The following is a 22,931-nucleotide window of genomic DNA, read 5'->3' on the forward strand; positions in this document are numbered from 1 at the left end:
GGTGGACGAAGTCCATCGCGAAGCGACGCCGAAGGCGCCCTTGACTTTGGAGGGGCGGCCCCGTACGCAAGCGCCACCCCACCACCCGAACACCCTTTCTTCCCATCAGAAAAAACCCCTACTGCCCCATCGCCCCGCACTACTGCCCTGTCCCCTGCTCCACCCCATCACCTATCGCCTATCGCAAAAACAAACTTCGAAGCCACACGAACTCAAATGGAGGGCCCCGTTGCGCTTTTCAGAGGCCATTCGGACACGCTTCCAATGAGCACACCAACGAGCCGATCGTCGGTAAATGAACACTTCATTCCCCAGTCTCCCGCCCCGCAGTCAAAGGGTTGGTCGGGACGGGCGTGAGGGGTTAGCGTGCGGTGGGTGGATCTCTTCGAACGGTCGTGGACGGCGCTGCTCGCGGCGGTCGCGGGGCTTTCCGACGAGGACTTCGAGCGGCCGTCGGGCTGCGCCGGGTGGCTCGTCCGGGACCTCGCGTGCCATCTGGTCATCGACGCCCAGGACGTCCTGATCACCCTGGTCACGCCCGCAGGGACGGAGCCGACCGCGGACGCGGTGTCCTACTGGGACGTCGGCGACGAGCCTCCGACCGGTGACGACCCGCTCGACGCGCTGATCCCGCGGCTCGCCGCCGCGTACGGCGAGCCGCGGTGGCTGAAGTTCCATCTCGACGACGTCGGGTCGGCGGCGGGGCGCGCGGCGGGGCTCGCCGACCGCGCCGCGCGGGTGAGCACGCAGGGGAAGGTGCTGACGGCCGGGGACTTCCTGTCCGCGTACGTCCTCGAATGGACGCTGCATCACCTCGACCTGGTCGCGCATCTGCCGTCCGTCGCGGGGCCCTCGGCGGAGGCGCTCGCGGCGGCGCGGGCGTTGCTGGAGGGGATCGCCGGGGCGGCGTTCCCCGGCTCCTTCTCCGACACGGACGCGCTGCTGGTCGGTACGGGGCGGCGGGCGGCGAGGGGGGCGGAGGAGGCCGCGCTGGGCGGTCTGACCGCGCGGGTCCCGCTCATCCTCGGCTGAGCGGCGAGCGGCCGCCGGCTCAGCGCGAGGTGAACGCCTCGGTGGTGCGGCCGGGGCTGACGAAGGCGAAGACGGAGTGCGGGTCGTAGCCGGAGAACAGCAGCCGGATGATCACGATGGCCATCGCCTCCAGGTTGCGGGCCTGGCGGATGTCGCCCGCGTCCAGGGGCTCGGCGCCGAGGTCGGCGATCAGGGTGCGGGCGGCGGCCTTGCCCTCTTCGGCTCCCGCGTACGGGACGGCGAGGGGGCGGCCGTCGAAGGCGGGCGGGGTCATCGCCCACACGGACGCGTGCGCCTGGTTGAACGCCTTGACGACGTGGGCGCCGGGTGCGAGGCGGGCGATCTCCTCGGCCATGGACGTGCCGTCCTTGTAGGTGACCTGCGAGAAGTCGGTGACGTCGACGGCGTTGCCGCAGTCGATCACCGGCTTGCCGGCGAGGGCGCCGGCGGTGGCGGCGATGGTCTCCTCCAGCCCTTCGCGGCGGACGGCGACGAGGACGGCGTCGCCGAACTCGGCGGCCTCGCGGAGGGTGCCGGCGCGGGCGCCGACGCGTGCGGCGAGGGCGGCGGCCTTCTCGGGGGTGCGGCCGCCGATCAGCACGTCGTGTCCGGCGCGGACCCAGCCCGCGGCGAGGGATTCGGTCATCATTCCCGCGCCGAGCACACCGATCTTCATGATTCCTCCCGGAGTCCTTTCGGGGTCTGCGAAGGAATGTAGGAGGCCGTGGGGAACCGGGTGGTTCCTAGGCCGGGCGGGCGGCGAGCAGCGCGTCGGTGTTCTCCTCCGCCCAGCGGGACAGGGCGCAGACGGGGACGAGGAGGCTGCGTCCGAGGTCGGTGAGGCGGTACTCGGTGCCGGGCGGGGCGGTGCGCAGTTCGCGGCGCTCGACGAGGCCGTTGTCGGCGAGGCGGCGCAGCGTCTGGGTGAGCATCTTGTTGCTGATCCCGCCGATCTTCCCGCGCAGCTCGCCGTACCGGGCGGGGCCGCGGCCGAGGGCGGTGATCACGACCACGGACCATGTGTCGGAGATCAGCGCGAGGGTGGTGCGGGCGGGACAGTCGGCGAGGAACACGTCGTAGGCGACCACGTCCGGCAGGCTACGCCTTCGCGGGGCGGCGGGCGCGGGCGAGGAGCGCGGCGGCGGGGCCGGTGGGGTCGGCGCCGGTCCGCCACACGGCGCGCAGGGACCGTTCCACCGTCATCCCGGCGATCTCGACCTCGGTGAGGGTGCCGGCGGCGAGGTCGGCGGCGACGACGAGCTCGCTGATCAGGGCGGGTCCGGCGCCGGCGACGACCGCGTTGCGCACGGCGGTGCTCGATCCGAGTTCCAGCAGCGGCGGGACGGGTTCCAGGCCGTGCGCGGCGAACGCCTGCGCGGCCGCCTGCCGGGTGCCGGAGCCCGCCTCCCGGGTGATCAGCGGGGTGCCGGCGACCTCCGCCGGGTCGACGGGGCGGCGGCGCCGCGTCCAGCGGTGGCCGGGCGGCGCGACGAGGACGAGCCGGTCCCCCGCGACGGCGCGGGAGCGGAGCCCGGACGGGCGGCCGGGCGACTCGATGAAGCCGAGGTCGATCTCGCCATGCCGGGCCAGTTCGCAGACCCGCGAGGAGTTGGTGACCTGGAGGCCGACGTGCAGGCCGGGGTCGGCGCGGCGGAGGTCGCCGATCCAGGCGGGCAGCAGGTACTCGGCGACGGTGAGGCTGGCCGCGACGGACAGCTGCGCGGTGCGGGCGCGGTGCAGCGCGGCGGCGCCGTCGGTGAGGGCGGTGAGGTCGTCGAGGACGCGGCGGGCCCATCCGGTGACGAGGGCGCCGTCGGCGGTGAGGGCGGAGCCGCGGCGGGTGCGGTCGAGGAGGCGCAGCCCGAGCCGGCGCTCCAGCCGGGACAGCCGCTTGCTGGCCGAGGGCTGGCTGATGCCGAGCTCGGCGGCCGCGGCGGTGAGGCTGCCCTGGTCGGCGACGTGCACGAGCAGCTGGAGCGATTCCAGGTCCGGGGGTTGTGCCATGCCCCCAGGTTATGACGTGAGGTCGGATCGCCCGCTTCCGGCGCGGTCCCGGGTCCCCGAGGGTCGGATGCATGAGCACAACGGTGGAGGCGGTACGGCCGGAGCGGGTCCGGTCGTGGACGAGGCGGACGGGGCCGGGGGTCGCGGTGGCGGCGGCGGGCGCGGCGGCGGCGATGGTGATCAACGGGTGGGTGCCGGCGCTGAGCGCGCTGACGGTGGCGGTGCTGCTCGGCGTGCTGGTCGGCGGCGCGCTGCCCGAGGCGGCCGCGTCCGGGCTGCAGTGGGCGACGCGCAGGTTCCTGCGGATCGGTGTCGTGCTGCTGGGATTGCAGCTCAGCGTGGGCGAGGTGCTGCGGCTCGGGCCGGGCATGCTGGCGGTGGTGCTGGTCACGGTCCTGGCGGGGTTCGCGGGGACGCTGGCGCTCGGCCGGCTGGTCGGGGTGCCGAAGGGGCTGGCGCTGATGGTGGCGACGGGCTTCTCGATCTGCGGGGCGTCGGCGATCGTGGCGATGGACAGCGTCGCGCGCAGCCGGAAGGAGGACGTCGCGACGGGCGTGACGCTCGTGACGATCTACGGCAGCGCGGCGATCGCGGTCGTCCCGTTCCTCGGGACGCACGTGTTCGGGCTGAGCCCCGAGTCGCTCGGCATGTGGGCGGGGCTGAGCGTCCACGAGGTCGCGCAGGTCGTGGCGGCCGCGTCCCCGGCCGGTGCGGCCGCGGTCGGGACGGCGGTGATCGTGAAGCTGACCCGCGTCGTGCTGCTCGCGCCGATGGTCGCGGGGATGGGCGTGGTCGAGCGGCGCGGCGGCGTCCGCGCGGAGGGGAAGCGCCCGCCGATCGTGCCGCTGTTCGTCGTCGGGTTCCTGGTGATGCTGGCGCTGCGCAGCACCGGCCTGGTCCCCGGCCCGGTGCTGGCAGGCGCCAAGGACGTCTCGACGGTGCTGCTGGCCGCCGCGATGTTCGGTCTCGGGTCGGCGGTGCGCGTCCGGGAACTGGTGCGGACGGGACGGCGCGGGCTCGTCCTCGGCGCCCTGTCGACACTGCTGGTCGGCACGGTCGCGCTGACCGCGCTCACCGTGATCCCCCGCTGATCCCCCGCTGACCGCGGGCCGTCAGCGCATGACCGTGGTGAGCACGTCCGAGCCGAGCGACAGCAGGAGCCGCGCGTGCAGCCGGTGGTAGATCATCCGGCCCTCGCGGCGGGACGTGACGAGGCCGACCTCGCGCAGCCGCCGCAGATGCCGCGACACCTGCGGCTCGGAGATGCCGGTCCGCTGCGCCAGCTCCGACGTGGTGATCGGTTCGCCGAGCAGGTGCCGGCACATCTCGAACCGGCCCGGCTCGGAGATCGCGGCGAGCCGGTCGCGGATGAGGGACTGGCGGGCGGACGGGCGCTGCTCCCAGTCCCCGGCGATGAAGTGGACGACGAGCGGCAGCCCGTCGTCGCCCGTCTTGAGGATGAGGTGCGGCCAGCCGTGCAGGGTCGGGACGAGGAAGCAGCCGCGCTCGGCGACCTTGCCCGTCGCCGACTGGAGCTTGTCGTAGTGGACGCGCGCCGGCTGCTCGGTGCCGGTGGCGGTCGGGCTGACCGAGGTGAGCACGGTCAGCGGCGACTCCTTGCGCAGCTGCTCCCGGACGGGCGCGGCGGTGTCCTTCAGGCGCGGGCCGATGCGGCGCCATTCGGCGTCGAAGAACGCGGCGGCGCAGCGTTCGAGGGTGTCGGCGAGGCGGGACCGGAAGCCCTCCGGGTCCTCGACGAGGGCGCGGGCCAGCTCGCCGCGGGAGAACGAGCGGCGCTCGCTGGCCTTGACGAACGCGCGCCGCACCGCCTCGTCGCGCAGCTCGTACGCGCCCTCGAACGTCACCCCGCGGATCGCGAACGCCGCCAGCCGGGTGAACTCGTCGACGTCCAGCCGCGCGACGGTGTCCAGTTCGGCGGGCAGCTCGCGGTCGAGGGCCCTGCGCAGCGGCAGGAACAGCCGGCAGCGGTAGCGGGCCCACAGCGGCGCGAACCGGTTCAGCTCCTGGACGAGCGGCTCCGGCAGCGCCTCCCGGGTGCGGGCGAGCCACGCCCGCGACTCGGGATGGTGCTCGGGCTCGGCGAGGGTGTGCAGGCACGCCATCAGCTCCGCCAACGGGGACGTCCCGACCGCGAAGTGCAATGCCTGCGCCCCGTCCACGTCGAGCGTGACGACCATGGCCCGAATCCTAGCCGCGGTCCGGGCCGCGCCCGGACCCGTCGCTCAGGACGTGCACCGACAGCCACGACGGGTGCTCCGGTGACAGGTGCACCTCGTTGACGGCCACCACGCGCCGCCGCGCCGCCGCCTCCGGGCCGCCGGTGTTCGGGTTCACGTCGAAGCGCGGGAAGTTGCTCGACGACACGTCCAGCCGGATGCGGTGGCCCCGGGCGAACAGGTTCGCGGTGTCGGGCGCCGTCACGGTGATCTCGTAGACGGTCCCGGGCCGCATCGGCTCCGGGCTCGCGAACGAGTTCCGGTACCGGCAGCGCAGGATCCCGTCGGTGAGGTTCATCGCGTAGCCGTTGGGATAGTCGGCGTTCGGCGGGTGGACGTCGATGAGCCGGACGGTGAAGTCGGTGTCCGGCGCGCTCGACGCCACCGACAGCCGCACCCGGACGGGACCGGCGATCGCGACGTCCTCCTCCAGCGGCTCGGTCTGGAAGACCAGCACGTCGGGGCGGGCCGCGAGCGGCAGGTGCGGCGGTTCGCAGCCGAACGTCTCGTCGGTGGGGCACTGGTCGAACGCGCCGCCGCGCATGACGGGCTCGCCCGAGGTGATCTGGCCGCCGATCGTCGGGACCGGGTTCGCCGGGTCGAAGTCGTACTCGAGCCGGTCGTCGGCGCCGTCCCGCGGGAGGGCCTCGGTGAGGGAGCCGTCCTGCCGCAGGTACAGCCGGACGGCGGTCGCCTCCTGCGGCGGCCAGGTCGCGGCGGTGCGCCACTCCCCGCCGTGGTCGAGCCGCCCCTCGGCGGTGCGGCGGCCGCTGCCGCCGCCCATCAGGAAGTACTGGACGCGCGGGAAGTCCTCCGCCGCCGCGCCGTCACCGGACGGGCCGTCACCGGACGGGGCGTCGCCGCCGAGGTGGCGGGCGAACCAGCGGGCCCGGAACTCCCAGTAGTCGGGGGCGAGGTTGCCGTCCAGGACGGCGCGGGGCCCGAAGTCCACGTCGCCGGAGTGCCGGACGCTGCGGGCGCCGTGCGTCCACGGCCCGACGACCAGGTACGCCGGGCTGGACTTGGCCTCGGTCAGCGCCCGGAAGTTCTCCACGGCGGTCAGGACGTACGGGTCGTACCAGCTGACCATGTGCAGGCTCGGCACGTCCGGGAACCGGTCGTAGGAGCCGCGCCCGAACAGCCCGAGGCGCTGCCAGAACTCGCCGAACGCGCCGTGCTCCCACTGTTCGAGCAGGTACTCCTCGTACTCGGGGACGGCGCGCAGCGGGGACGCGCCGCGCCGCCACGGCATCGCGCGGAACCAGGCGGGCAGGTCCTGCGACTGCAGCGACGCCCGGACGACGGGGTCGCGGTGCGCCGCGGGGCTGTTCAGCGCGTGCCGGTACGCCCACGTCGCCTGCTTCAGCTCGAACGCGCCGCCCATCCGGATGCCCGCCTCGTACGCGCTGGCGAACCCGCCGGAGTCGACGAACATGGCGGCGAGGGGGCGCGGCGACAGCGCGGCCAGCGCGGTCTGCACGTGCGCGGAGTACGACACCCCGGTGGTGGCGACGCGGCCGTCGCACCAGGGCTGCGCGCCGATCCACTCGACGGTGTCGTAGCCGTCCTCGGCCTCGCCGAGGTACTTCACGAACCGGCCCTCGGAGTCGCCCCGCCCGCGGCAGTCCTGGCGGACGACGTTGTATCCGCGCGCGACGAAGAGCGCCGCCGACCGGTCCGGGAACACCGGCTCGCCGTGCCGGTCCAGGCCGTCGGACTCGCGCCGCGCCCGCCGCCCGTAGGGGGTGCGTTCCAGCAGGACGGGGCGCGCCTCCAGCGCGCGGCCGGGACTGTACAGGTCCGCCACCAGGACGGTGCCGTCGCGCATGGCCGTGCGCACGACGCGCCGCCACACCGACCCGCCGTCCGGCAGCGCGATCTCCTCCGCCTCCTCGGCGACGGCCCCCGATTCCATCACCGTCATGAAGCGGAACCACCCTGCCCGGTCTCGCCGCCCTGCCCGTTCCCGCCGCCCTGGCCGACCTGCGCGCCGAGCGCGGGCCAGATCTTCACCAGCTCCGGACGCGGCGCCTCGACGAACCACTTCTTGTAGATCCGCAGGAAGGTGCCGTCCTGCACCATCGCGCCGAGCTGCCCGTCGACGGCCTGCTGGAACTTGGTGTTCTTCTTCTGGACGGCCATCGCGGTCGGGTGGTCGACCGGCGCGGACACGGCGGGCTTGAGGGCGCTGTACTTCTTCAGGTACGCGTCGGCGTCGGGGCCGCCGACGACGAACGCGTCCAGGTTGCCGGACAGCAGCTGGGAGACCGCGGAGTTCTGGTTCTGGAACTGGACCTGCTTGGCGCCCGGCATCTTCGACTTGACGAACTCCTGCTGGACGGCGCCGGTGATGTCGCCGACCCGCTTGCCGGAGAAGTCGTTCAGCGTGGTGGCCGTGGACTCCTTGCGGGTCAGGACGGTGGTGGTGCTCCAGTAGACGCCCTTGGTGAAGGACACCTGCTTCTGGCGCTCGGCGGTGACGCCGAGGCCGCTCGCGGCCAGGTCGTACTGGCCGGACGAGAGGCCCTGCAGCGCCGCCGGGACCGCGCTGGCCTTGTACTCCACCTTCAGCTTCAGCCGCTTGGCGACCTCGTCGGTGAGGTCGACGATGAAGCCCTGCGGCTTGCCGCCCTTGTCGGCGGTCGCGAACGGGGGCTGGTCGGTGGAGACGGCCGCGAGGACGGTGCCGGCCTCCTCCAGCCCGTACGGGTCGTCCTTGCCGGAGCCGCCGCCGCAGCCGGCGAGCGTCAGGGCCGCCGCGGCGACCACGCCGCCCGCCGCGAAGCGGACGCTGAGGGCCTTGTTCATGTGCTGTCCTGCCTATTCGTGAGGGGGGTCAGAGCACCTTGGAGAGGAACTCGCGGAAGCGGGGGTCGGACGGGGCGTCGAGCACGGCGCGGGCCTCGCCCTCCTCCGCGATCACGCCGTCGTCCATGAACATCACGCGGTCGGCGGCCTCGCGGGCGAACCCGATCTCGTGCGTGACGACGACCATGGTCATCCCGCTCGCGGCCAGTTCCCGCATGACCGCGAGGACGTCGCCGACCAGCTCCGGGTCGAGCGCGGAGGTCGCCTCGTCGAAGAGCATCACCTCGGGGCGCATCGCGAGGCTCCGGGCGATCGCGACGCGCTGCTGCTGCCCGCCGGACAGGTTCCCGGGCCGCTGCCGGGCCAGCCGCCCGAGCCCGAGCCGGGCCAGCTGCGCGCGCCCGATCTCCTCGGCCTCCGCCTTGCCCATCCCGAGGACGTGCCGCGGCGCGAGCGTGACGTTGTCCAGCACGTTCAGGTGCCCGAACAGGTTGAAGTGCTGGAACACCATGCCGATCTTGGCGCGGGCGGCGTCCACGTCCACCTTGGGGTCGGTGAGGGCCGTCCCGGAGACGACCACGCTGCCGGACGTCGGCCGCTCCAGCAGGTTCAGGCATTTCAGCATCGTCGACTTGCCGGAGCCGGACCGGCCCAGCACGCACAGCACCTCGCTCTGCGCGACGTCGAAGCTCACCCCGCGCAGGATCTCGGTGTCGCCGTAGGACTTGCGCAGATCCCGGACGCTGATCACCGTCTGCGTCCGCGTCGCCGTCGTCATGCCCGCTCCTTCACACCGTTCGCCGCGGGACCCGCGGTCGGCTCGCCCGTGGCCGGATCGCTCGCGAGGCCGGCGGCGCCGGTCCCGTCCTCCTGGGTGAGGTCGGCCGCCGCCCGCCGCGCGCCGCGCCCGCCCCCTTCGCGCATCCGCCGGTCCAGCCAGTTGACGAGGTACGTCAGCGGGATGGTGATGACGAGGTAGCAGAGACCGGCCGCGACCAGCGCCGACGCGTTGTAGCTCGCGGCCTGCCGCTCCTGCGCGATGAAGTACAGCTCCCGCTGGCCGACGCCGAGGCCGAGCAGGTAGACCAGCGAGCTCTCCTTGATGTCGACGATGAACTGCCCGGCGAGGGCGGGCAGCACGTTCCGGATCCCCTGCGGGACCACGACCAGCCGCATCGTCTTCAGGTACGACATCCCGAGGCTGCGCCCGGCCTGCAGCTGCCCGGGCGGCACCGCCTGGATGCCGGACCGGAAGATCTCCGCGCAGTACGCCGCGGAGATCAGCCCGACGGCGATCACGGCGTAGCCGAGCGGGTTGCGGCCGAACGGCCGGACGCCCGCCGCGGGGAGCCCGAGGCCGATCAGGCTGACCGTCACGATGGCGGGCAGCCCGCGGAAGACGTCCACGTAGAGCCGGGCGGGCAGCCGCACGAGCCGCCGGCGCGACAGCAGCAGCACCGCCAGCAGCACGCCGACGACCAGGCCGAACAGGATGGCCAGCACCGCGATCAGCAGCGTGTTGCGCAGCCCCTCGGTCAGCAGCGTCGGGAGTGCGCCACGGATCTCCGACCAGTCGAAGAACGTATGCAGGAAGTCGCTCACACTCGCTCCGATCTCACGGCGTCCACCGGCGGTCCGGCGCACCCGCCGACCGCCCGGCGGCCCTCGGCCGACCCCGCGTCCACCGCGGACGGGCGTCGCCGGTGCGCTCACACTAGGCGCAGGGTAGGCGACTGAACAGCATCATTGCGCCAACGCGTTAATCATTGGCCGCACCCTCACATCGGGGGGCGGCGGAGGCGGAGAGGTGAACGGGGAGGTGGGCGGCGAGGGGAACGACGAGGTGAACGACGAAGGGACCGGCCGTCGCCGGCCCGTGGTCGGGCGGTGAACGGCCGGTCCCTGAAGGGCGCGGTTGCCGGAGGGCGCGGTGGCTGGAGGGCGCGGTGGCTGGAGGGCGCGGTGGCTGGAGGGCGCGGTGGCTGGAGGGCGCGGTGGCTGGAGGGCGCGGGGCGCTCTAGTCGTCGATGGCGGCGTAGGCGGTGGTCCAGAAGTCCTGGAAGTGGTGCGGCGGCTCCGGGGAGGTCATGGCGCGCTGGGTGAAGACGATGCCGATCATGTCCTCGCCGGGGTCGGCGTAGGCGGACGTGCCGAGGCCGCCCGTCCAGCCGAACCGGCCGGGGCGGACGAACAGGTCCTCGCGGCGGCCGTCGACGGCGAGGCCGAACCCCCAGCCGCCCGAGCCGAGGAACACCCCGTTGCCCGCCTTCTGCTCCGGCGTCAGCCGGTCGGTGGTCATCAGCTCGACGGACGGGCGCGACAGCAGCCGCCCGCCCGGGTACCGGCCGCCGTCCAGGAGCATCCGCAGGAACGCGCAGTGGTCGTCGACGGTGGACAGGAGGCCGGGGCCGCCGCTGCCGGCGGCGAAGACCGGCGGGCGGTCGTAGGCGCCCTCGCGCGGGTCGGGGCGGCGGACGAGCGCGCCGGTGGCGGGGTCGGCGGTGTAGGACGCGGCGATCCGGCCCGCCTGCGCGGCGGGCACGGTGAAGCCGGTGTCGCGCATCCCGAGCGGCTCGAAGATCCGTTCGCGGAGGAACTCCTCGAACGGGCGCCCGGTGGCGCGGGCGATCAGCACGCCGGCCACGTCGGCGCCGGTGTTGTAGAGCCAGCCCGCGCCCGGCTGGTGCGCCAGCGGCAGCGCGCCGAGCCGCTTCAGCCACTCGTCGGGGCCGCAGGGCGGGCCGTCCGGGCCGTTGTCGACACCGGTGTCGAGCATCGCCTGCATGATCGGAGGCGGGCCCTGCGGGGTGAACGTCACGCCGTAGCCGAGCGTGAACGTGAGCGCGTCGCGCAGGGTGATCGGCCGTTCGGCGGGGACGGTGTCGTCGAGCGGGCCGTCGAGGCGGCGCAGGACGCGCCGGTCGGCGAGTTCGGGGAGCAGGTGGTGCAGCGGGTCGTCCAGGCGGAGCCGGCACTCCTCGACCAGGATCATCGCGGCGGCGGCGGTGACCGCCTTGGTGAGCGACGCGATCCGGAAGAGGGTGTCGCGCCGCATGGGGGCGTCGCCGCCGGCTTCGAGGGCGCCCGCCTCGATCACGTGCGTGCGCCCGCGCCGGTGGACGAGCGCGACGAGCCCGGGCAGGTCGCCGCGGTCGACGAAGCCGGTCATCACCCGGCGCATCCGGTCCAGCCCCGCGGGGGACAGCCCGCCGTTGTCGCTCATCGTCGCTCCTCGTGGTCGGCTCTTGGGGGTATGACCGCCCTGCGGCCGGTAACTCATCGGCCCGGGCCGCCGCGGGCCCGGGCGACGGGGTCGGACGACGGGGTCGGGCGACGGGGTCAGGCGACGGGTTCCAGGGGCGGGCGGGTGTCGAACTGCGTCTCGTACAGGTCGGCGTAGCGGCCGCCGGCGGCGAGGAGCTCGTCGTGCGTGCCGCGCTCGACGATCCGGCCCTCCTCGACGACCAGGATCTGGTCGGCGGCGCGGACGGTGGACAGCCGGTGCGCGATCACCACGGCGGTGCGGCCGTCGAGCGCCTCGGCCAGCGCCTCCTGGACGGCGGCCTCGGACGTGGAGTCCAGGTGGGCGGTCGCCTCGTCGAGGATGACGACGCGCTGCCGCGCCAGCAGCAGGCGGGCGATGGTGAGCCGCTGCCGCTCGCCGCCCGACAGCCGGTAGCCGCGCTCGCCGACGATCGTGTCGAGGCCGTCCGGCAGCCCCTCGATCAGGGCGTCGAGACGGGCGCGGCGCAGCACGTCCCACAGCTCGTCCTCGGTCGCCTCGGGGCGGGCCAGCAGCAGGTTGTCGCGGATCGACTCGTGGAACAGGTGGCCGTCCTGCGTGACCATCCCGAGCGTCGCGCGGATCGAGGCGAACGACAGGTCGCGGACGTCCACGCCGCCGAGCCGGACGGTGCCGGAGTCGGCGTCGTACAGGCGCGGCAGCAGCTGCGCGATCGTGGACTTGCCGGCGCCGGACGAGCCGACGAGCGCGATCATCTGCCCGGGCTCGGCGCGGAACGACACGTCGTGCAGGACGTCGACGCCGCCGCGGGTGTCGAGCGTCGCGACCTCTTCGAGGGAGGCGAGGGAGACCTTGTCGGCGGCGGGGTAGCCGAACGTGACGCCGTCGAACTCGACCGCGACGGGGCCGTCCGGGACGGTGCGCGGCTCGGGCTTCTCGGCGACGAGCGGGCGCAGGTCGAGCACCTCGAAGACGCGCTCGAAGCTGACCAGCGCGCTCATCACCTCGACGCGGGAGCTGGCGAGCGCGGTCAGCGGCGCGTACAGCCGGGTGAGCAGCAGCGCGAGGGAGACGACGGCGCCGGCGTCGAGGTGGCCGCGCAGCGACATCCAGCCGCCGAGGCCGTAGACCAGCGCGAGGGCGAGGGCGGACACCATGGTCAGCGCGGTGATGAACACGTGCTGCACCATCGCGGTGCGGACGCCGATGTCGCGGACGCGGCGGGCGCGCGCGGCGAACTCGGCGGACTCGCGGTCCGGCCGGCCGAACAGCTTGACCAGGGTGGCGCCGGGCGCGGAGAACCGCTCGGTCATCTGGGTGCTCATCGCGGCGTCGTGCCGGGCCGCCTCGCGCTTCAGCCCGGCGAGGCGGGTGCCCATCCGGCGGGCGGGCAGGACGAAGACCGGCAGGAGCAGCAGCGCCAGCAGCGTCACCTGCCAGGAGATGCCGACCATGACGGCGAACGTCAGCAGCAGCGTCACGAGGTTGCTGACCACGCCGGACAGCGTGTCGCTGAACGCGCGCTGCGCGCCGATCACGTCGTTGTTGAGCCGGCTGACCAGCGCGCCGGTGCGGGTCCGGGTGAAGAAAGCGACCGGCATCCGCTGGACGTGGTCGAAGACGGCGGTGCGCAGGTCGAGGATGAGGCCCTCGCCGATGCGGGCGGACAGCCACCGGTTGGCGAGGCCGAGCCCGCCCTCGGCGACGGCCAGCACCGCGATCAGCACGGCCAGCCCGACCACGGTGGACGCGGCGGACCGGTCGACGATCGCGTTCACCACCCGTCCGGCGAGCACCGGGGTGGCGACGGCGAGCACCGCCATCACGACGCTGAACAGCAGGAACGCGAACAGCGGCCGGCGGTGGGGGCGGGCGAAGGCGGCGATCCGGCGCAGCGTCGCCTTCGAGAACGGCCGGCGGTCGTCCTGGGCGTTCATGGCGTGGTGCAGCGACATCCACGCGGTGACTTCCATGTCCATGCGGGCGGTCCTCGGTCGTCGTCGGCTCGGAAGCCCCATCCTGGAACCTCAACTAATGTTGAGGTCAAGTCGGCGGCGAGGGCCATCGTCGCGCGCGAGTACGACAATCCGGCGTTGATCACCGATAATCCGAATGATCGGCAACGGAGGGGGCGCAACGTGGGGACCGACACCGGCACGGCCAACGGCACCGGCATCGACGTCGGGAAGGCGCGGGCGGACACGCCGGGATGCGCGCGGGTGGCGCACCTGAACAACGCGGGCGCGGCGCTGCCGCCCGCGCCCGTGATCGAGGCGGTCGCGGAGCACTTCGCGCTGGAGACGACGATCGGCGGCTACGAGGCGGCGGAACTGAGGGCGGACGCCGTCGAGCACTTCTACGGCGCGGTCGCCGGGCTGATCGGCGCGCGCGCGGACGAGATCGCCTACGTAGAGAACGCGACGCGCGCCTGGGACCTGGCCTTCTACGCGATCCCGTTCGCGGAGGGCGACCGCATCCTCACCACCACCAGCGAGTACTCCAGCAACGCGATCGCCTACCAGCAGGTCGCGGCGGCCAAGGGCGCGCGCGTGGAGGTGATCCCCGACGACGCGAACGGCACCCTGGCCCTGGACGCGCTGGAGGCGGAACTGGCCAAGGGCGGCGTCCGGCTGGTCTCGCTCAACCACATCCCGACCTACAACGGGCTGGTCAACCCGGCCGCGGAGGTCGGGCGGCTGTGCCGCGAGCACGGCGTCCTCTACCTGCTGGACGCGTGCCAGTCCGTCGGGCACCTCGCGGTGGACGTCGCCGAGATCGGCTGCGACATGCTGTCCGGGACGGGCCGCAAGTACCTGCGCGGGCCGCGCGGCACCGGCTTCCTGTACGTCCGGCGGGAGATCGCCCGGACGCTGGAGCCGCCGTTCCTCGACCTGACCGCCGCCGAGTGGAGGGCGCCCGACGGCTACGAGATCCGGGACGACGCGCGCCGCTTCGAGACCTGGGAGCGGTACGTCGCCGGGCAGATCGGGCTCGCCGTCGCCGCCGACTACGCGTCCGCGCTCGGCGCCGCCGCCATCGAGGAGCGCGTCGTCGGCCTGGCCGCGGCACTGCGGCGGATGCTGGCCGACCGGCCCGGGATCACGGTCCTCGACCGGGGCGAGCGCCCGTCCGGGATCGTCACCTTCACCGTCGACGGCCACGACGCCGCCGCGGTCAAGGCGGCGGCGCGGGAGCGGGACGTCAACGTCAGCGTGGCCCAGCCGAGGACGCACGGGTACGACCCGCACGGCCTCGACGCGGCCGTGCGGGCGTCCGTGCACTACTACAACACCGAAGAGGACCTGGACCGCCTGATCGCGGCCCTCCCCTAGTCCCCCGGCGGGCCGTCAGGACATGGAGCGGGCCGTCAGAAGGTGGAGCGGGCCGCGCTGATGTCGGCGAGCGCCGAGGCGGAGTCCTTCTCGATCGCCAGGTCGCCGATGGACACGATGCCGACGGGGCGCCCGTCCTCCAGGACGGGCAGCCGCCGCACGGCCCGCTCCCGCATGATCTGCGCGGCCTTGTCGAGCGAGTCGTCCGGCCCGATCGTGGCGGTGACGTTGCTGGCGAGCCCGCCGATCGTGGCCTGGGCGGGGTCGCCGCCGGCGGCGAGCCCGCGGATCACCAGGTCGCGGTCGGTGACCAGGCCGAGCAGGTCGTCGCCCTCGGCGACCAGCACCGCGCCGATGTCCTCGTCGCGCATCGCCCGCGCCACCGTGACGATGTCGAGTTCCGGGGACACCGACGTCGGGGAACCGGTCATGATGTCGCGGATCTTCCTGGCCATTGCACACCCCTCGAGGCTCGTGATCGTACTGCTGGGAGCATTGGGACGATTGCGGCTCTACCCGACATAGCGGCGGCCACTCATCGGGGGCGGACCGACGGCGCCGGGGGGCTCTCCTCCCCCCTGAACGGCGCGAACACCGTCCGCGCTCCCGCCGGGACCCACGCCAGCCGGCTCGGATCGCCCGGCGCAGGACGCACCGGAACCGTCGCGTAGTGGACCCGCCCGGGATCCAGGTCCTTCAGGCTCCTGGCGAGCGACTCCATCGCCTTCAGATCGAGGCCCGGGGATGTCTTCACGGATCCTGCCGCCGCCGCGAGGAACCGCGCGAACCGCACCGGATTCCTCAGCTGCTCGCCGTGCGCCGCGCCCAGCAGAGCCGCCATGAATCTCTGCTGCCGCCGGACCCGCGCGAGATCCGACCCGTCGTCCAGGCCCCGGCGAGCCCGCACGACGTCCAGCGCCCGCTCCCCGTCCAGGCGGTGCCGCCCCGGCGGCACCAGCACCCGCCCCGACGGGTCCGTGATCGCCTTCGGCAGGGTGTACTCGACCCCGCCGAGCGCGTCCACCATCGCCTTGAACCCGGAGAACTCGATCACGATCGTGCTGTCGATCCGGACGGACGCCGCGTACTCGACGGCCTTCCCCACGCACGAGGCGCCGCCGTCGGAGTAGACCGCGCCGATCGCGGCGCGACGCGCCGGGAGCGTCCGTCCCCCGGGCCCCTTGCACGCCGGGACGTCCATCAGCGAGTCACGGGGGATGCTCACCACCGTCCCGGCCTTGCGGTCGGCGGGCAGGTGCACCATCACCACCGTGTCCGCCCGCGCCGGGCCTCCCGCCCGGCGGTCGGACCCCAGCACGAGGACGTTCACCGCCTTCCCTGTGAACGCGGACGTGTCCGACGCGACCGGCCGCGCGCCGCGCCCGTGCAGCAACAACGCCGGCACCAGGATCGCCGCCGCCGTCACCGCCGTCACCGCCGCCACCACGCCGATCAGCGTCCAGCGCCCCCCGGCCGGGCGGAACCGGCGGCGGCCGCGCGCCGCGTCCAGCAGCCGCCCCCGCTGCCGCGCCAGCGCCGGCGGCGGCTCGTCCCCCAGCTCGCGCCCGAGGTCGCGGAGCAGTTCCAGGTCGTCCACGGTCACTCCTCCTCGTCCATCGGGTTGGTGTCGCCGAGCGCCGCGCGCACCTTGCGCCGCGCCCGGTTCAGGCGGGACCGGACCGTGCCGACCGGTATCCCGAGGGCCCGCGCCACCTCCTCGTACGCCAGGTCGCCCCACGCCACGAGCAGCAGCACGTCCAGGTCCCGGCGCGGCAGCCCGGCCAGCGCCTCGGCGAGCGCGGGACGCGACGCCCACGCCGTCACCCCGGCCGCGACCCGCTCCGCCGGGCCCTCGACCGGCCCGTCCACCGGGCTGCGGCGCAGCGCCCGGTACCGGGCCGCCTCCGACCGGTGGTGCCGCGCGACCAGCTTCGTCGCGATCCCGAACAGCCACGGCCGCGCGTCCGGCTGCGCGAGGTCGTAGCGGTGCCGCTTGCTGAACGCGGCCAGGAACGTCTCTCCGACGACGTCCTCGGCCGCCTCCGGGCCCAGCCGGCGCGACACGTACCGGTAGAGCATCGCGGAGTAGCGGTCGAACAGCGCTGCGAACGCCTCGGGATCATCGAACGACCGCCCGATCAGATCGGCGTCGCGCGCCGGGACCCTCGGCGGCGCGGTCATCTCGGACACCATGGCATGCGGACCGGCCTTCTCGTCGGGAACATTGTCAGCGGTGTATCTCCGCAACCCCGCCGCCGGGTTCACGGGGCGCGCCGGGCCCCGTGACCGGGCCCGCCGGACCGACGAAGATCACTGATGCGTAACGGTCCGAACCTCGTCGCTAAAGTGGACATCTTTCTATGTGCACGGGGGATCCACGGCGAAGGACCACCCCCGTCCGCATCCGTGATCACCGAGCTTGAGGGGGCAGGCCCGTGAACGACGTCCCGCAGGAGCCGGAGCCCGCCGAGCGCCCGGAGGACGCCGAACACGAGCCGGGCCGGACGGCCACCGCCGAGTTCCGCATCCCGGCGCCCGCCCCGGCGAAGAACGCCTCGCTGACCAGGCCCGACATCCGGCGCCCGGCCCGGCCCGCCGAGGACGCGCCGCCCGCGGCCGACGACCCCGAACCGTCCGGCGAGGCGCCCGATGAGGCGTCCGCGGGCGAGGAGGCGGACACGTCCGCGCCGCCCGAGGACGAAGCCGCTGAGGACACGCCCGAGCAGGACGCGGAGCCGGAGGCGGACGCGGAGCCTGAAGACGCGGACGCGGCGGAAGAGCGTCCCGAGGAACCGCAGGAACCCGCCGAGGCTCAGGAAGAAGAGCTTGAGGCGGACACCGCGCGGGCCGAGCCGGAGGAGTCCGCCGAGCCGGCCGAAGCCGCGCCGGACGCGGGCACCGCCCATGACCAGGGCACGCCTCCCGCGCCGCCGGAGGACGCCGGGCCCGCGCAGGATCCTGAGGACGAGCCGGCGCCGAGCGCCGAACCGCCCGAGGCCGACGAGCCGGAGGCGTCCTGGGACGACGACCCCGACGACCCCGACGAGCCGGAGGCGTCCTGGGACGACGACCCCGACGAGCCGAACGCGGCCGAGGAGAGCGCGGCGCCGGGCGCGGAGGAGCACGAGCGGCCCGGCCCACCGCACCGCTATGAGGCGGCGCCCCGGCCGGAGCCGCCTGCGGAGCCACCGGTGGAGTCGCCTGCGGCGGTGACGCGGGTCGAGCGGCTGCCGGCTCCGTGGCAGCTCCCCGCACCGGAAGCGCCGGCGGCGCCGCCCGCGGAAGAACGGCAGGGCGGACAGGGCGGACAGGGCTGGTTTGAGTCTCCGCGCCAGAGTCCCGGACCGGTGGTGTGGGATGCGCCGCGGCAGGCGCCCGCGGGCGAGTTCCGGCCCGAGTCCGTCCGGTGGGACGCGGCCCCCCAGAATGCGGCCCCCCAGAATGCCGCACCGCAGAACGCGGCGCCCCAGGGCGCGCCGCCACAGAACGCGGCACCCTACGCCGCTGCGGCGCAGGGAGCGGCGCCGCCGGTGCGGCCCGTGCAGAGCGGGCCCTGGGAGGTCGCCGTACCGCAGGCGCCCGCTCCGGCCCCGCCCGCGGCCGAGGCGGAGAAGCGTCCGAAGCGCCGGGGGCTGGTGATCGTCCTCGTCGCGGCGCTGGTGCTGGTCGTGGGAGTGGTGGCCGGGCAGCTGATCCGGCCCGTTCCGGATCCGACGGTGAAGCTGAGCCTGGCGTCCAGCCACGTGTTCCCGGGCGCGGCGCCCGCGCTGCCGTGGCCGGCGGTGGGCCAGTCGACCGTGTACGTGGACGGGCTGGGGACGATGGGGTCGTCGGGCGGGTCCGCGCCGACGCCGACGGCGAGCGTCGCGAAGGTGATGACGGCGTTCGTCTACCTGCGCGACCATCCGCTGGCGACCGGCCAGGCCGGGCCGGTGCTGGCGGTGTCGCCGCAGGGGGTGGCGGAGATCCCGGCGCGCAAGAAGCGCGGGGAGTCGCTGCTCGGCATCACGGCGGGGCAGCGGCTGACCGAGCGCAAGGCCCTGGAGGCGCTGCTGATCATCTCGGCGAACGACCTGGCGCACGAGCTGGCGCGCTGGGACTCGGGCGGCGACCAGCCGTTCGTGGCGAAGATGAACGCGGCGGCGCGGGAGCTCGGGATGACCGCTACCCGCTACACCGACCCGAGCGGCTACGACTCGGGGACGGTCAGCACCGCCGCGGACCAGGTGAAGCTGCTGCGGGCGGCGATGAAGGTGCCGGCGTTCACCGAGATCGTGAACCGGCGGGCGTACGTGCCGGACGACGGGAGCCCGGCGCGGCCGGGCGGCAACGTCCTGGTCGGGCAATACGGGGTGGTCGGCGGGAAGACCGGCTACACCGACGCGGCCGGCGGGAACTACGTGTTCGCGGCGCGCCGGAAGGTCGGCGGTGTGCCGACGCTGATCCTGGGCGCGGTGATGGCGCAGAAGTCGCCGAGCGCGCAGGGGGCCGTGGAGGCGGCCGGGCGGCTCATCCAGGCGGTGGAGGGCTCGATGACGGCCGCGACCCTGGCGCCGAAGGACGCCAGGGTCGGCACGGTCGACGACGGGCTCGGCGGGTCGACGCCGCTGCGCGCCGCGTCGCCGGTGACGGTCGTGGGGTGGCCGGGGCTGCGGGTGCCGGTCGGGATCCAGGGCGACCCGCCGCACCAGGGCGCCGCCGGCGAGCGGGTCGGCCAGGTGACGGCGGGCGCCGCGCGGGTGCCGCTGGTGCTGGGGTCGTCGCTGGACGAGCCGTCGTACCTGAAGCGCCTGGTCCGGGTGAACTAGCCGGCGTAGAGGGCGGACAGGAACCGGACGAGGAGGGCCTCGCGGGTGGCGGGCGGCAGGCCGTTCAGCACGGTGTTGACGACCGCCATCTCCGGGCCGCCGCCGTCGAGGTCGACGCCGACGGCGGCGAGCAGGCCGGTGAAGCCCGCGTCGTCGAGGGAGTCGAGGTCGAGCCCGGCGAGGGCGTCCAGCAGGTCGGCCGGGACGTCGGGCGGACCGGCCGCGCGGGCGGCCTTGGCGGCGTCGGCGAGCGCGGACAGCAGCGCGTCGACGTCGCTGACGCCGGTAAGGGTGAAGTGCAGGTTCGGCGGGATGCCCTGGTAGGCGAGCTGCGGCTGGAAGAACCAGCCGCGGGCGCGGGCCTCGTCGGCGATGGTGAAGACGTCGAGGGCGGGGTCGTCGGAGGCGACGGCGACGAGCGGGACGGCCGGGTCGCCGAGCACGCGCAGCCCCGGGATCCCGGCGACGCCCGCGATGAACCGTTCGGCGGTGTCCATGGCGGTCGCGGCGAGGTCGCGGTAGCCCTGCGCGCCGACCGCGTTCAGCGTGGCCCACGCGGCGCCGAGGGGGCCGGCGCTCTTGCTGCTCTGGACGCCGGCGTTGATGACGGTGTAGCCGGGCCATTCGGCGGACGCGAAGTAGGCGGCGCGGCGGACGGCCTCGTCCTTGAACAGCACGACGGACGCGCCCTTCGGCGCGTACCCGTACTTGTGCAGGTCGCAGGAGATGGACGTGACGCCGGGGACGGACAGGTCGAACGGCGGGACGGGGCGTCCGAGGTCGCGGAGCCACGGCAGCACCCAGCCGCCGACGCAGGCGTCCACGTGGCACGGCACCCCGGCGGCCGCGGCGATGCCGGCGATCTCCTCGACCGGGTCCATGACACCCTGCGGATAGGACGGCGCGGACGCGACGACCAGCACGGTGTCGGGCGTGATCGCGGCGGCGACGGCGGACGGGTCGGCGCGGAAGCCGGCGTCCACCGGGATGTGGTCGACGTCGAAGCCGAGGTAGTGCGCGGCCTTGTGGAACGCGGGGTGCGCGGTGGTCGGCAGGACGATCCGGGGGCGGCCGGCGACGGGCCGGGCGTCGCGGGCGCCCTTCACCGCGAGCATGATCGACTCGGTGCCGCCGCTGGTGAAGATGCCGGTGCCGCCGCCGAGCTCGTCCGCCACGGCGGACACGATCCGGCGCTCCAGCGCGACGATGCTGGGGAACGCGGTCGGGTCGAGGCAGTTGACCTCCAGCATCTCCTGGAAGGCGGTGGCGGCGAGGTCGTGCACGGCCTCGCGTCCGGTGTCGTAGACGTAGGCGGTGACGTGGCCGCCGCGCACGGGCAGGTCGGCCTCGCGGAGCCGGGCGAGTTCGGCGAGCAGGTCGGCGGCCGGACGGCCGTGCTCCGGCAGGACGCGATCAGACGGCATGGGGCTGCGCTTCCTCGGTCGGTCGGTGGGCGGCGGCGAGCCGGCGGTAGGCCAGCAGGAGGGGGACGGCCAGCAGGAACAGCAGGGCCGGGACGAGGGAGAAGCCGGCGGTCAGCCCGGTGAGGGCGGTCCCGGTCTGGTGGACGGGCTCGTCGAGGTCGGACGAGCGGAACGACGACACCGCCAGCACCAGCGCGAACACGCCGGGGCCGAGGGCGAGCGCGCCGGTCTCGGCGGCCGTCCACAAGCCGGTGAACGCGCCGGCCTGGGCCTGCCCGGTGCGTCCCTTGTCGGCGTGGACGGTCTCGGGCAGCAGCGACAGCGGGAACAGCTGGACGGCGGCGTAGCAGACGCCGGTCAGCGCGGCGAGGAGCAGCACGCCGGGCCGCGACCCGGCGGAGATCGCCGGGTAGGACGCGAAGCCGGTGACGGAGAACATCGCGAGCGCCGTGACGTAGCAGGGGACGATCCCGTACCGGGCGGACATCTTCCGCCACAACGGGACGGCGAACGCGCTCGGCCCGACCATGCAGACGAACATCGCGGAGGTGAGCCCGTAGTCGTCCAGCCGGTAGGTCGCGACGTAGGGGGCGCCCGCCAGCATGATCGCGACGGCGAGGGTGTGCGCGACGTAGCCGCCGAGCAGCGCGAAGAACGGGCGGTTGCCGCGCGCGGCGCGCAGCGCGGCGGCGAGGCCGAGCGGGCGCGGGCCCGGGGTGGACGGGATCCACCGGTTGGCCAGCGCACTGGTGATCATCGCGGCGCCCATCACGGTCCCGATCACGGCGCCCATCAGGGCGTATCCGCCGCGCCCTCCCCCGGCGGAGTCCGACAGGGCGGGCGCGACGCCGCCGGCGACGAGGATGCCGACGGTCAGGCACACGACCCGCCACGCCATCGCCCGGCCGCGCTCGGACGGCAGGTCGGAGATCTCGGCGGGCAGCGCCACGTACGGCACCTGGAAGCACGCGAACGCGCTCGCGGCCAGCAGGAACATCACCGCGGCCCAGCCGGCGCCGAAGCCGGGCGAGTCCACCGGGACGGCGAACATGGCGGCGAACAGGAACGGCAGCGTCGCGCCGCCGATCAGCAGCAGCCGGGTGCGGCGGCCCGTCCGGACGGCCTCGCGGTCGCTGGCGGCGCCGACGACCGGGTTCAGCAGCACGTCCCACGCCTTCGGGACGACCAGGACCGCGCCGGCGATCGCGGCCGACACGCCGAGGACGTCGGTCAGGTAGTAGAGCAGGAGCAGGCCGGGGACGGCGGAGAACACGCCGGTGCCGACGGACCCGACGCCGTAGCCGAGGAGCCGCCGGCGCGGCAGCGCCGCGGTCGCGGCGGGGGCCGTCACAGCGCCGCCCGGGCGTCGAGGTTCAGCCCCGCGAGGACGAGCCGGTGCAGGTTGGCGCGGAACCGGGCGAGCGCGGCGGGGTCGTCCATGCGGTGCCGGAGGCCGTCGCCGCGCAGGACGCCGCCGCGGCCGAACCCGTGGGTGCACCAGACGACGGTCCAGGCGACGTACTCGACGTCGGCGTCCTCGCCGACGGCGTCGCCGACCGCGCGGACGACCGCGTCCATCAGCGGCTTGACGTACCGCTGCTCGATGTCCGCGATGTCGGAGGCGTCCGACAGCCAGCGGTGCATCCACAGGGCGGTGATCTCCGGGTGGGCGGCGCAGAAGTCGATGTAGCGGTCGACGAGGGCGAGGATCCCGGCCGCGTCGGGGGTGAGGCCGACGAGGGCCTCCTCCAGGGCGGCGCGTTCGGCCTGGTGGGCGCGTTCCATCACGGCGAGGTAGAGGTCGCGCTTGCCGCCGGTGTGGTAGGCGACGGTGGCGATGTTGAGCCCGGCCGCCTCGGCGATCAGGCGGGTGGACGTGCCTTCGTAGCCGTGTTCGGCGAACAGCCGGGTCGCGACGTCGAGAATGCGCTCCCGGCCGGAGTCGCTGGTCATGGGCAGCACCGTAGGGGCCCGCCCGGCTCTCGGTCAATCGCTTGATGGAAAACGCGACCGCGAGATCATCCGAGGGGTGCGGCGCGGGC

General features: G+C 74.3%; 20 protein-coding genes. 4 read left to right on the top strand and 16 right to left on the bottom strand.

What is annotated here, in order from left to right; all coding sequences use genetic code 11:
- Positions 1 to 375: 375 nt before the first annotated feature.
- Positions 376 to 1,032, top strand: a complete 657-nt coding sequence (locus ABT299_RS08435; RefSeq protein WP_500250214.1) for a maleylpyruvate isomerase N-terminal domain-containing protein — start codon at positions 376 to 378, stop codon at positions 1,030 to 1,032.
- Between the two features lie 19 nt (positions 1,033 to 1,051).
- Here ABT299_RS08435 and ABT299_RS08440 read toward each other — a convergent pair whose 3' ends face one another.
- The 3 genes from ABT299_RS08440 to ABT299_RS08450 form a co-directional block, all read right to left on the bottom strand.
- On the bottom strand, positions 1,052 to 1,708 hold the full coding sequence (locus ABT299_RS08440) for an NADPH-dependent F420 reductase (RefSeq protein WP_500250215.1): 657 nt from the start codon (positions 1,706 to 1,708) through the stop codon (positions 1,052 to 1,054).
- 67 nt (positions 1,709 to 1,775) lie between these two features.
- Entirely contained in the window at positions 1,776 to 2,120 is a 345-nt protein-coding gene (locus tag ABT299_RS08445) for a winged helix-turn-helix transcriptional regulator (protein WP_387021004.1), read from the bottom strand.
- A gap of 10 nt (positions 2,121 to 2,130) precedes the next feature.
- Positions 2,131 to 3,036: a LysR family transcriptional regulator gene (locus ABT299_RS08450; RefSeq protein ID WP_190864816.1), complete on the bottom strand. Its 906-nt coding sequence runs from the start codon at positions 3,034 to 3,036 to the stop codon at positions 2,131 to 2,133.
- Positions 3,037 to 3,107: 71 nt separating this feature from the next.
- On the opposite strand from ABT299_RS08450, the gene ABT299_RS08455 reads away from it, so the two are divergent.
- Positions 3,108 to 4,127: a YeiH family protein gene (locus ABT299_RS08455; RefSeq protein WP_500250216.1), complete on the top strand. Its 1,020-nt coding sequence runs from the start codon at positions 3,108 to 3,110 to the stop codon at positions 4,125 to 4,127.
- A 21-nt stretch (positions 4,128 to 4,148) separates the two neighbouring features.
- Here ABT299_RS08455 and ABT299_RS08460 read toward each other — a convergent pair whose 3' ends face one another.
- From ABT299_RS08460 to ABT299_RS08490, 7 genes are all read right to left on the bottom strand, one after another.
- Positions 4,149 to 5,234, bottom strand: a complete 1,086-nt coding sequence (locus ABT299_RS08460; RefSeq protein ID WP_500250217.1) for a DUF5937 family protein — start codon at positions 5,232 to 5,234, stop codon at positions 4,149 to 4,151.
- A gap of 10 nt (positions 5,235 to 5,244) precedes the next feature.
- The gene (locus ABT299_RS08465) at positions 5,245 to 7,197 is read right to left on the bottom strand and encodes a CocE/NonD family hydrolase (RefSeq protein ID WP_387021014.1); all 1,953 of its coding nucleotides are present in this window, start codon (positions 7,195 to 7,197) and stop codon (positions 5,245 to 5,247) included.
- Positions 7,194 to 8,081: a substrate-binding periplasmic protein gene (locus ABT299_RS08470; RefSeq protein ID WP_433141141.1), complete on the bottom strand. Its 888-nt coding sequence runs from the start codon at positions 8,079 to 8,081 to the stop codon at positions 7,194 to 7,196. The genes ABT299_RS08465 and ABT299_RS08470 overlap by 4 nt, the downstream gene beginning before the upstream one ends.
- A 28-nt stretch (positions 8,082 to 8,109) precedes the next feature.
- The gene (locus ABT299_RS08475; protein WP_500250218.1) at positions 8,110 to 8,859 is read right to left on the bottom strand and encodes an amino acid ABC transporter ATP-binding protein; all 750 of its coding nucleotides are present in this window, start codon (positions 8,857 to 8,859) and stop codon (positions 8,110 to 8,112) included.
- Positions 8,856 to 9,683, bottom strand: coding sequence for an ABC transporter permease subunit (locus ABT299_RS08480; protein ID WP_190864825.1), 828 nt, complete (start codon positions 9,681 to 9,683; stop codon positions 8,856 to 8,858). Before ABT299_RS08480 ends, ABT299_RS08475 begins: the two co-directional genes overlap by 4 nt.
- A 415-nt stretch (positions 9,684 to 10,098) precedes the next feature.
- Entirely contained in the window at positions 10,099 to 11,304 is a 1,206-nt protein-coding gene (locus ABT299_RS08485; RefSeq protein ID WP_500250219.1) for a serine hydrolase domain-containing protein, read from the bottom strand.
- Positions 11,305 to 11,420: 116 nt separating this feature from the next.
- Complete coding sequence (locus tag ABT299_RS08490) at positions 11,421 to 13,304, bottom strand: ABC transporter ATP-binding protein (protein WP_500250220.1); 1,884 nt, start codon at positions 13,302 to 13,304, stop codon at positions 11,421 to 11,423.
- 159 nt (positions 13,305 to 13,463) lie between these two features.
- Between ABT299_RS08490 and ABT299_RS08495 the strand changes: the two genes are divergently transcribed.
- Positions 13,464 to 14,657, top strand: coding sequence for an aminotransferase class V-fold PLP-dependent enzyme (locus tag ABT299_RS08495; protein ID WP_500250221.1), 1,194 nt, complete (start codon positions 13,464 to 13,466; stop codon positions 14,655 to 14,657).
- Positions 14,658 to 14,692: 35 nt separating this feature from the next.
- On the opposite strand, the gene ABT299_RS08500 is transcribed toward ABT299_RS08495, so the two are convergent.
- The 3 genes from ABT299_RS08500 to ABT299_RS08510 form a co-directional block, all read right to left on the bottom strand.
- Entirely contained in the window at positions 14,693 to 15,112 is a 420-nt protein-coding gene (locus ABT299_RS08500) for a CBS domain-containing protein (protein WP_190864829.1), read from the bottom strand.
- 80 nt (positions 15,113 to 15,192) lie between these two features.
- Complete coding sequence (locus ABT299_RS08505; protein WP_500250222.1) at positions 15,193 to 16,254, bottom strand: LCP family protein; 1,062 nt, start codon at positions 16,252 to 16,254, stop codon at positions 15,193 to 15,195.
- Between the two features lie 2 nt (positions 16,255 to 16,256).
- Positions 16,257 to 16,838: an RNA polymerase sigma factor gene (locus ABT299_RS08510; RefSeq protein ID WP_387021034.1), complete on the bottom strand. Its 582-nt coding sequence runs from the start codon at positions 16,836 to 16,838 to the stop codon at positions 16,257 to 16,259.
- A gap of 254 nt (positions 16,839 to 17,092) precedes the next feature.
- On the opposite strand from ABT299_RS08510, the gene ABT299_RS08515 reads away from it, so the two are divergent.
- Entirely contained in the window at positions 17,093 to 19,465 is a 2,373-nt protein-coding gene (locus ABT299_RS08515) for a D-alanyl-D-alanine carboxypeptidase family protein (RefSeq protein WP_500250223.1), read from the top strand.
- Here the strand turns inward: ABT299_RS08515 and ABT299_RS08520 are convergent.
- Genes ABT299_RS08520 through ABT299_RS08530 form a run of 3 tightly spaced genes read right to left on the bottom strand, consistent with a single transcriptional unit; the run spans position 19,462 to position 22,842 of the window.
- Positions 19,462 to 20,889 carry a pyridoxal phosphate-dependent decarboxylase family protein gene (locus ABT299_RS08520; RefSeq protein ID WP_500250224.1) on the bottom strand — a complete coding sequence of 476 codons (1,428 nt, stop codon included), beginning with the start codon at positions 20,887 to 20,889 and terminating at the stop codon, positions 19,462 to 19,464. The two genes, ABT299_RS08515 and ABT299_RS08520, sit on opposite strands and share 4 nt — an antisense overlap.
- A complete protein-coding gene (locus tag ABT299_RS08525; protein ID WP_190864836.1) occupies positions 20,879 to 22,240 on the bottom strand; it encodes an MFS transporter in 1,362 nt (453 codons plus the stop codon). Before ABT299_RS08525 ends, ABT299_RS08520 begins: the two co-directional genes overlap by 11 nt.
- Entirely contained in the window at positions 22,237 to 22,842 is a 606-nt protein-coding gene (locus ABT299_RS08530; RefSeq protein WP_500250225.1) for a TetR/AcrR family transcriptional regulator, read from the bottom strand. The genes ABT299_RS08525 and ABT299_RS08530 overlap by 4 nt, the downstream gene beginning before the upstream one ends.
- Positions 22,843 to 22,931: the final 89 nt, after the last annotated feature.

Source organism: Spirillospora sp. NPDC000708, from assembly GCF_040299565.1.
Classification (GTDB): Bacteria; Actinomycetota; Actinomycetes; order Streptosporangiales; family Streptosporangiaceae; genus Spirillospora.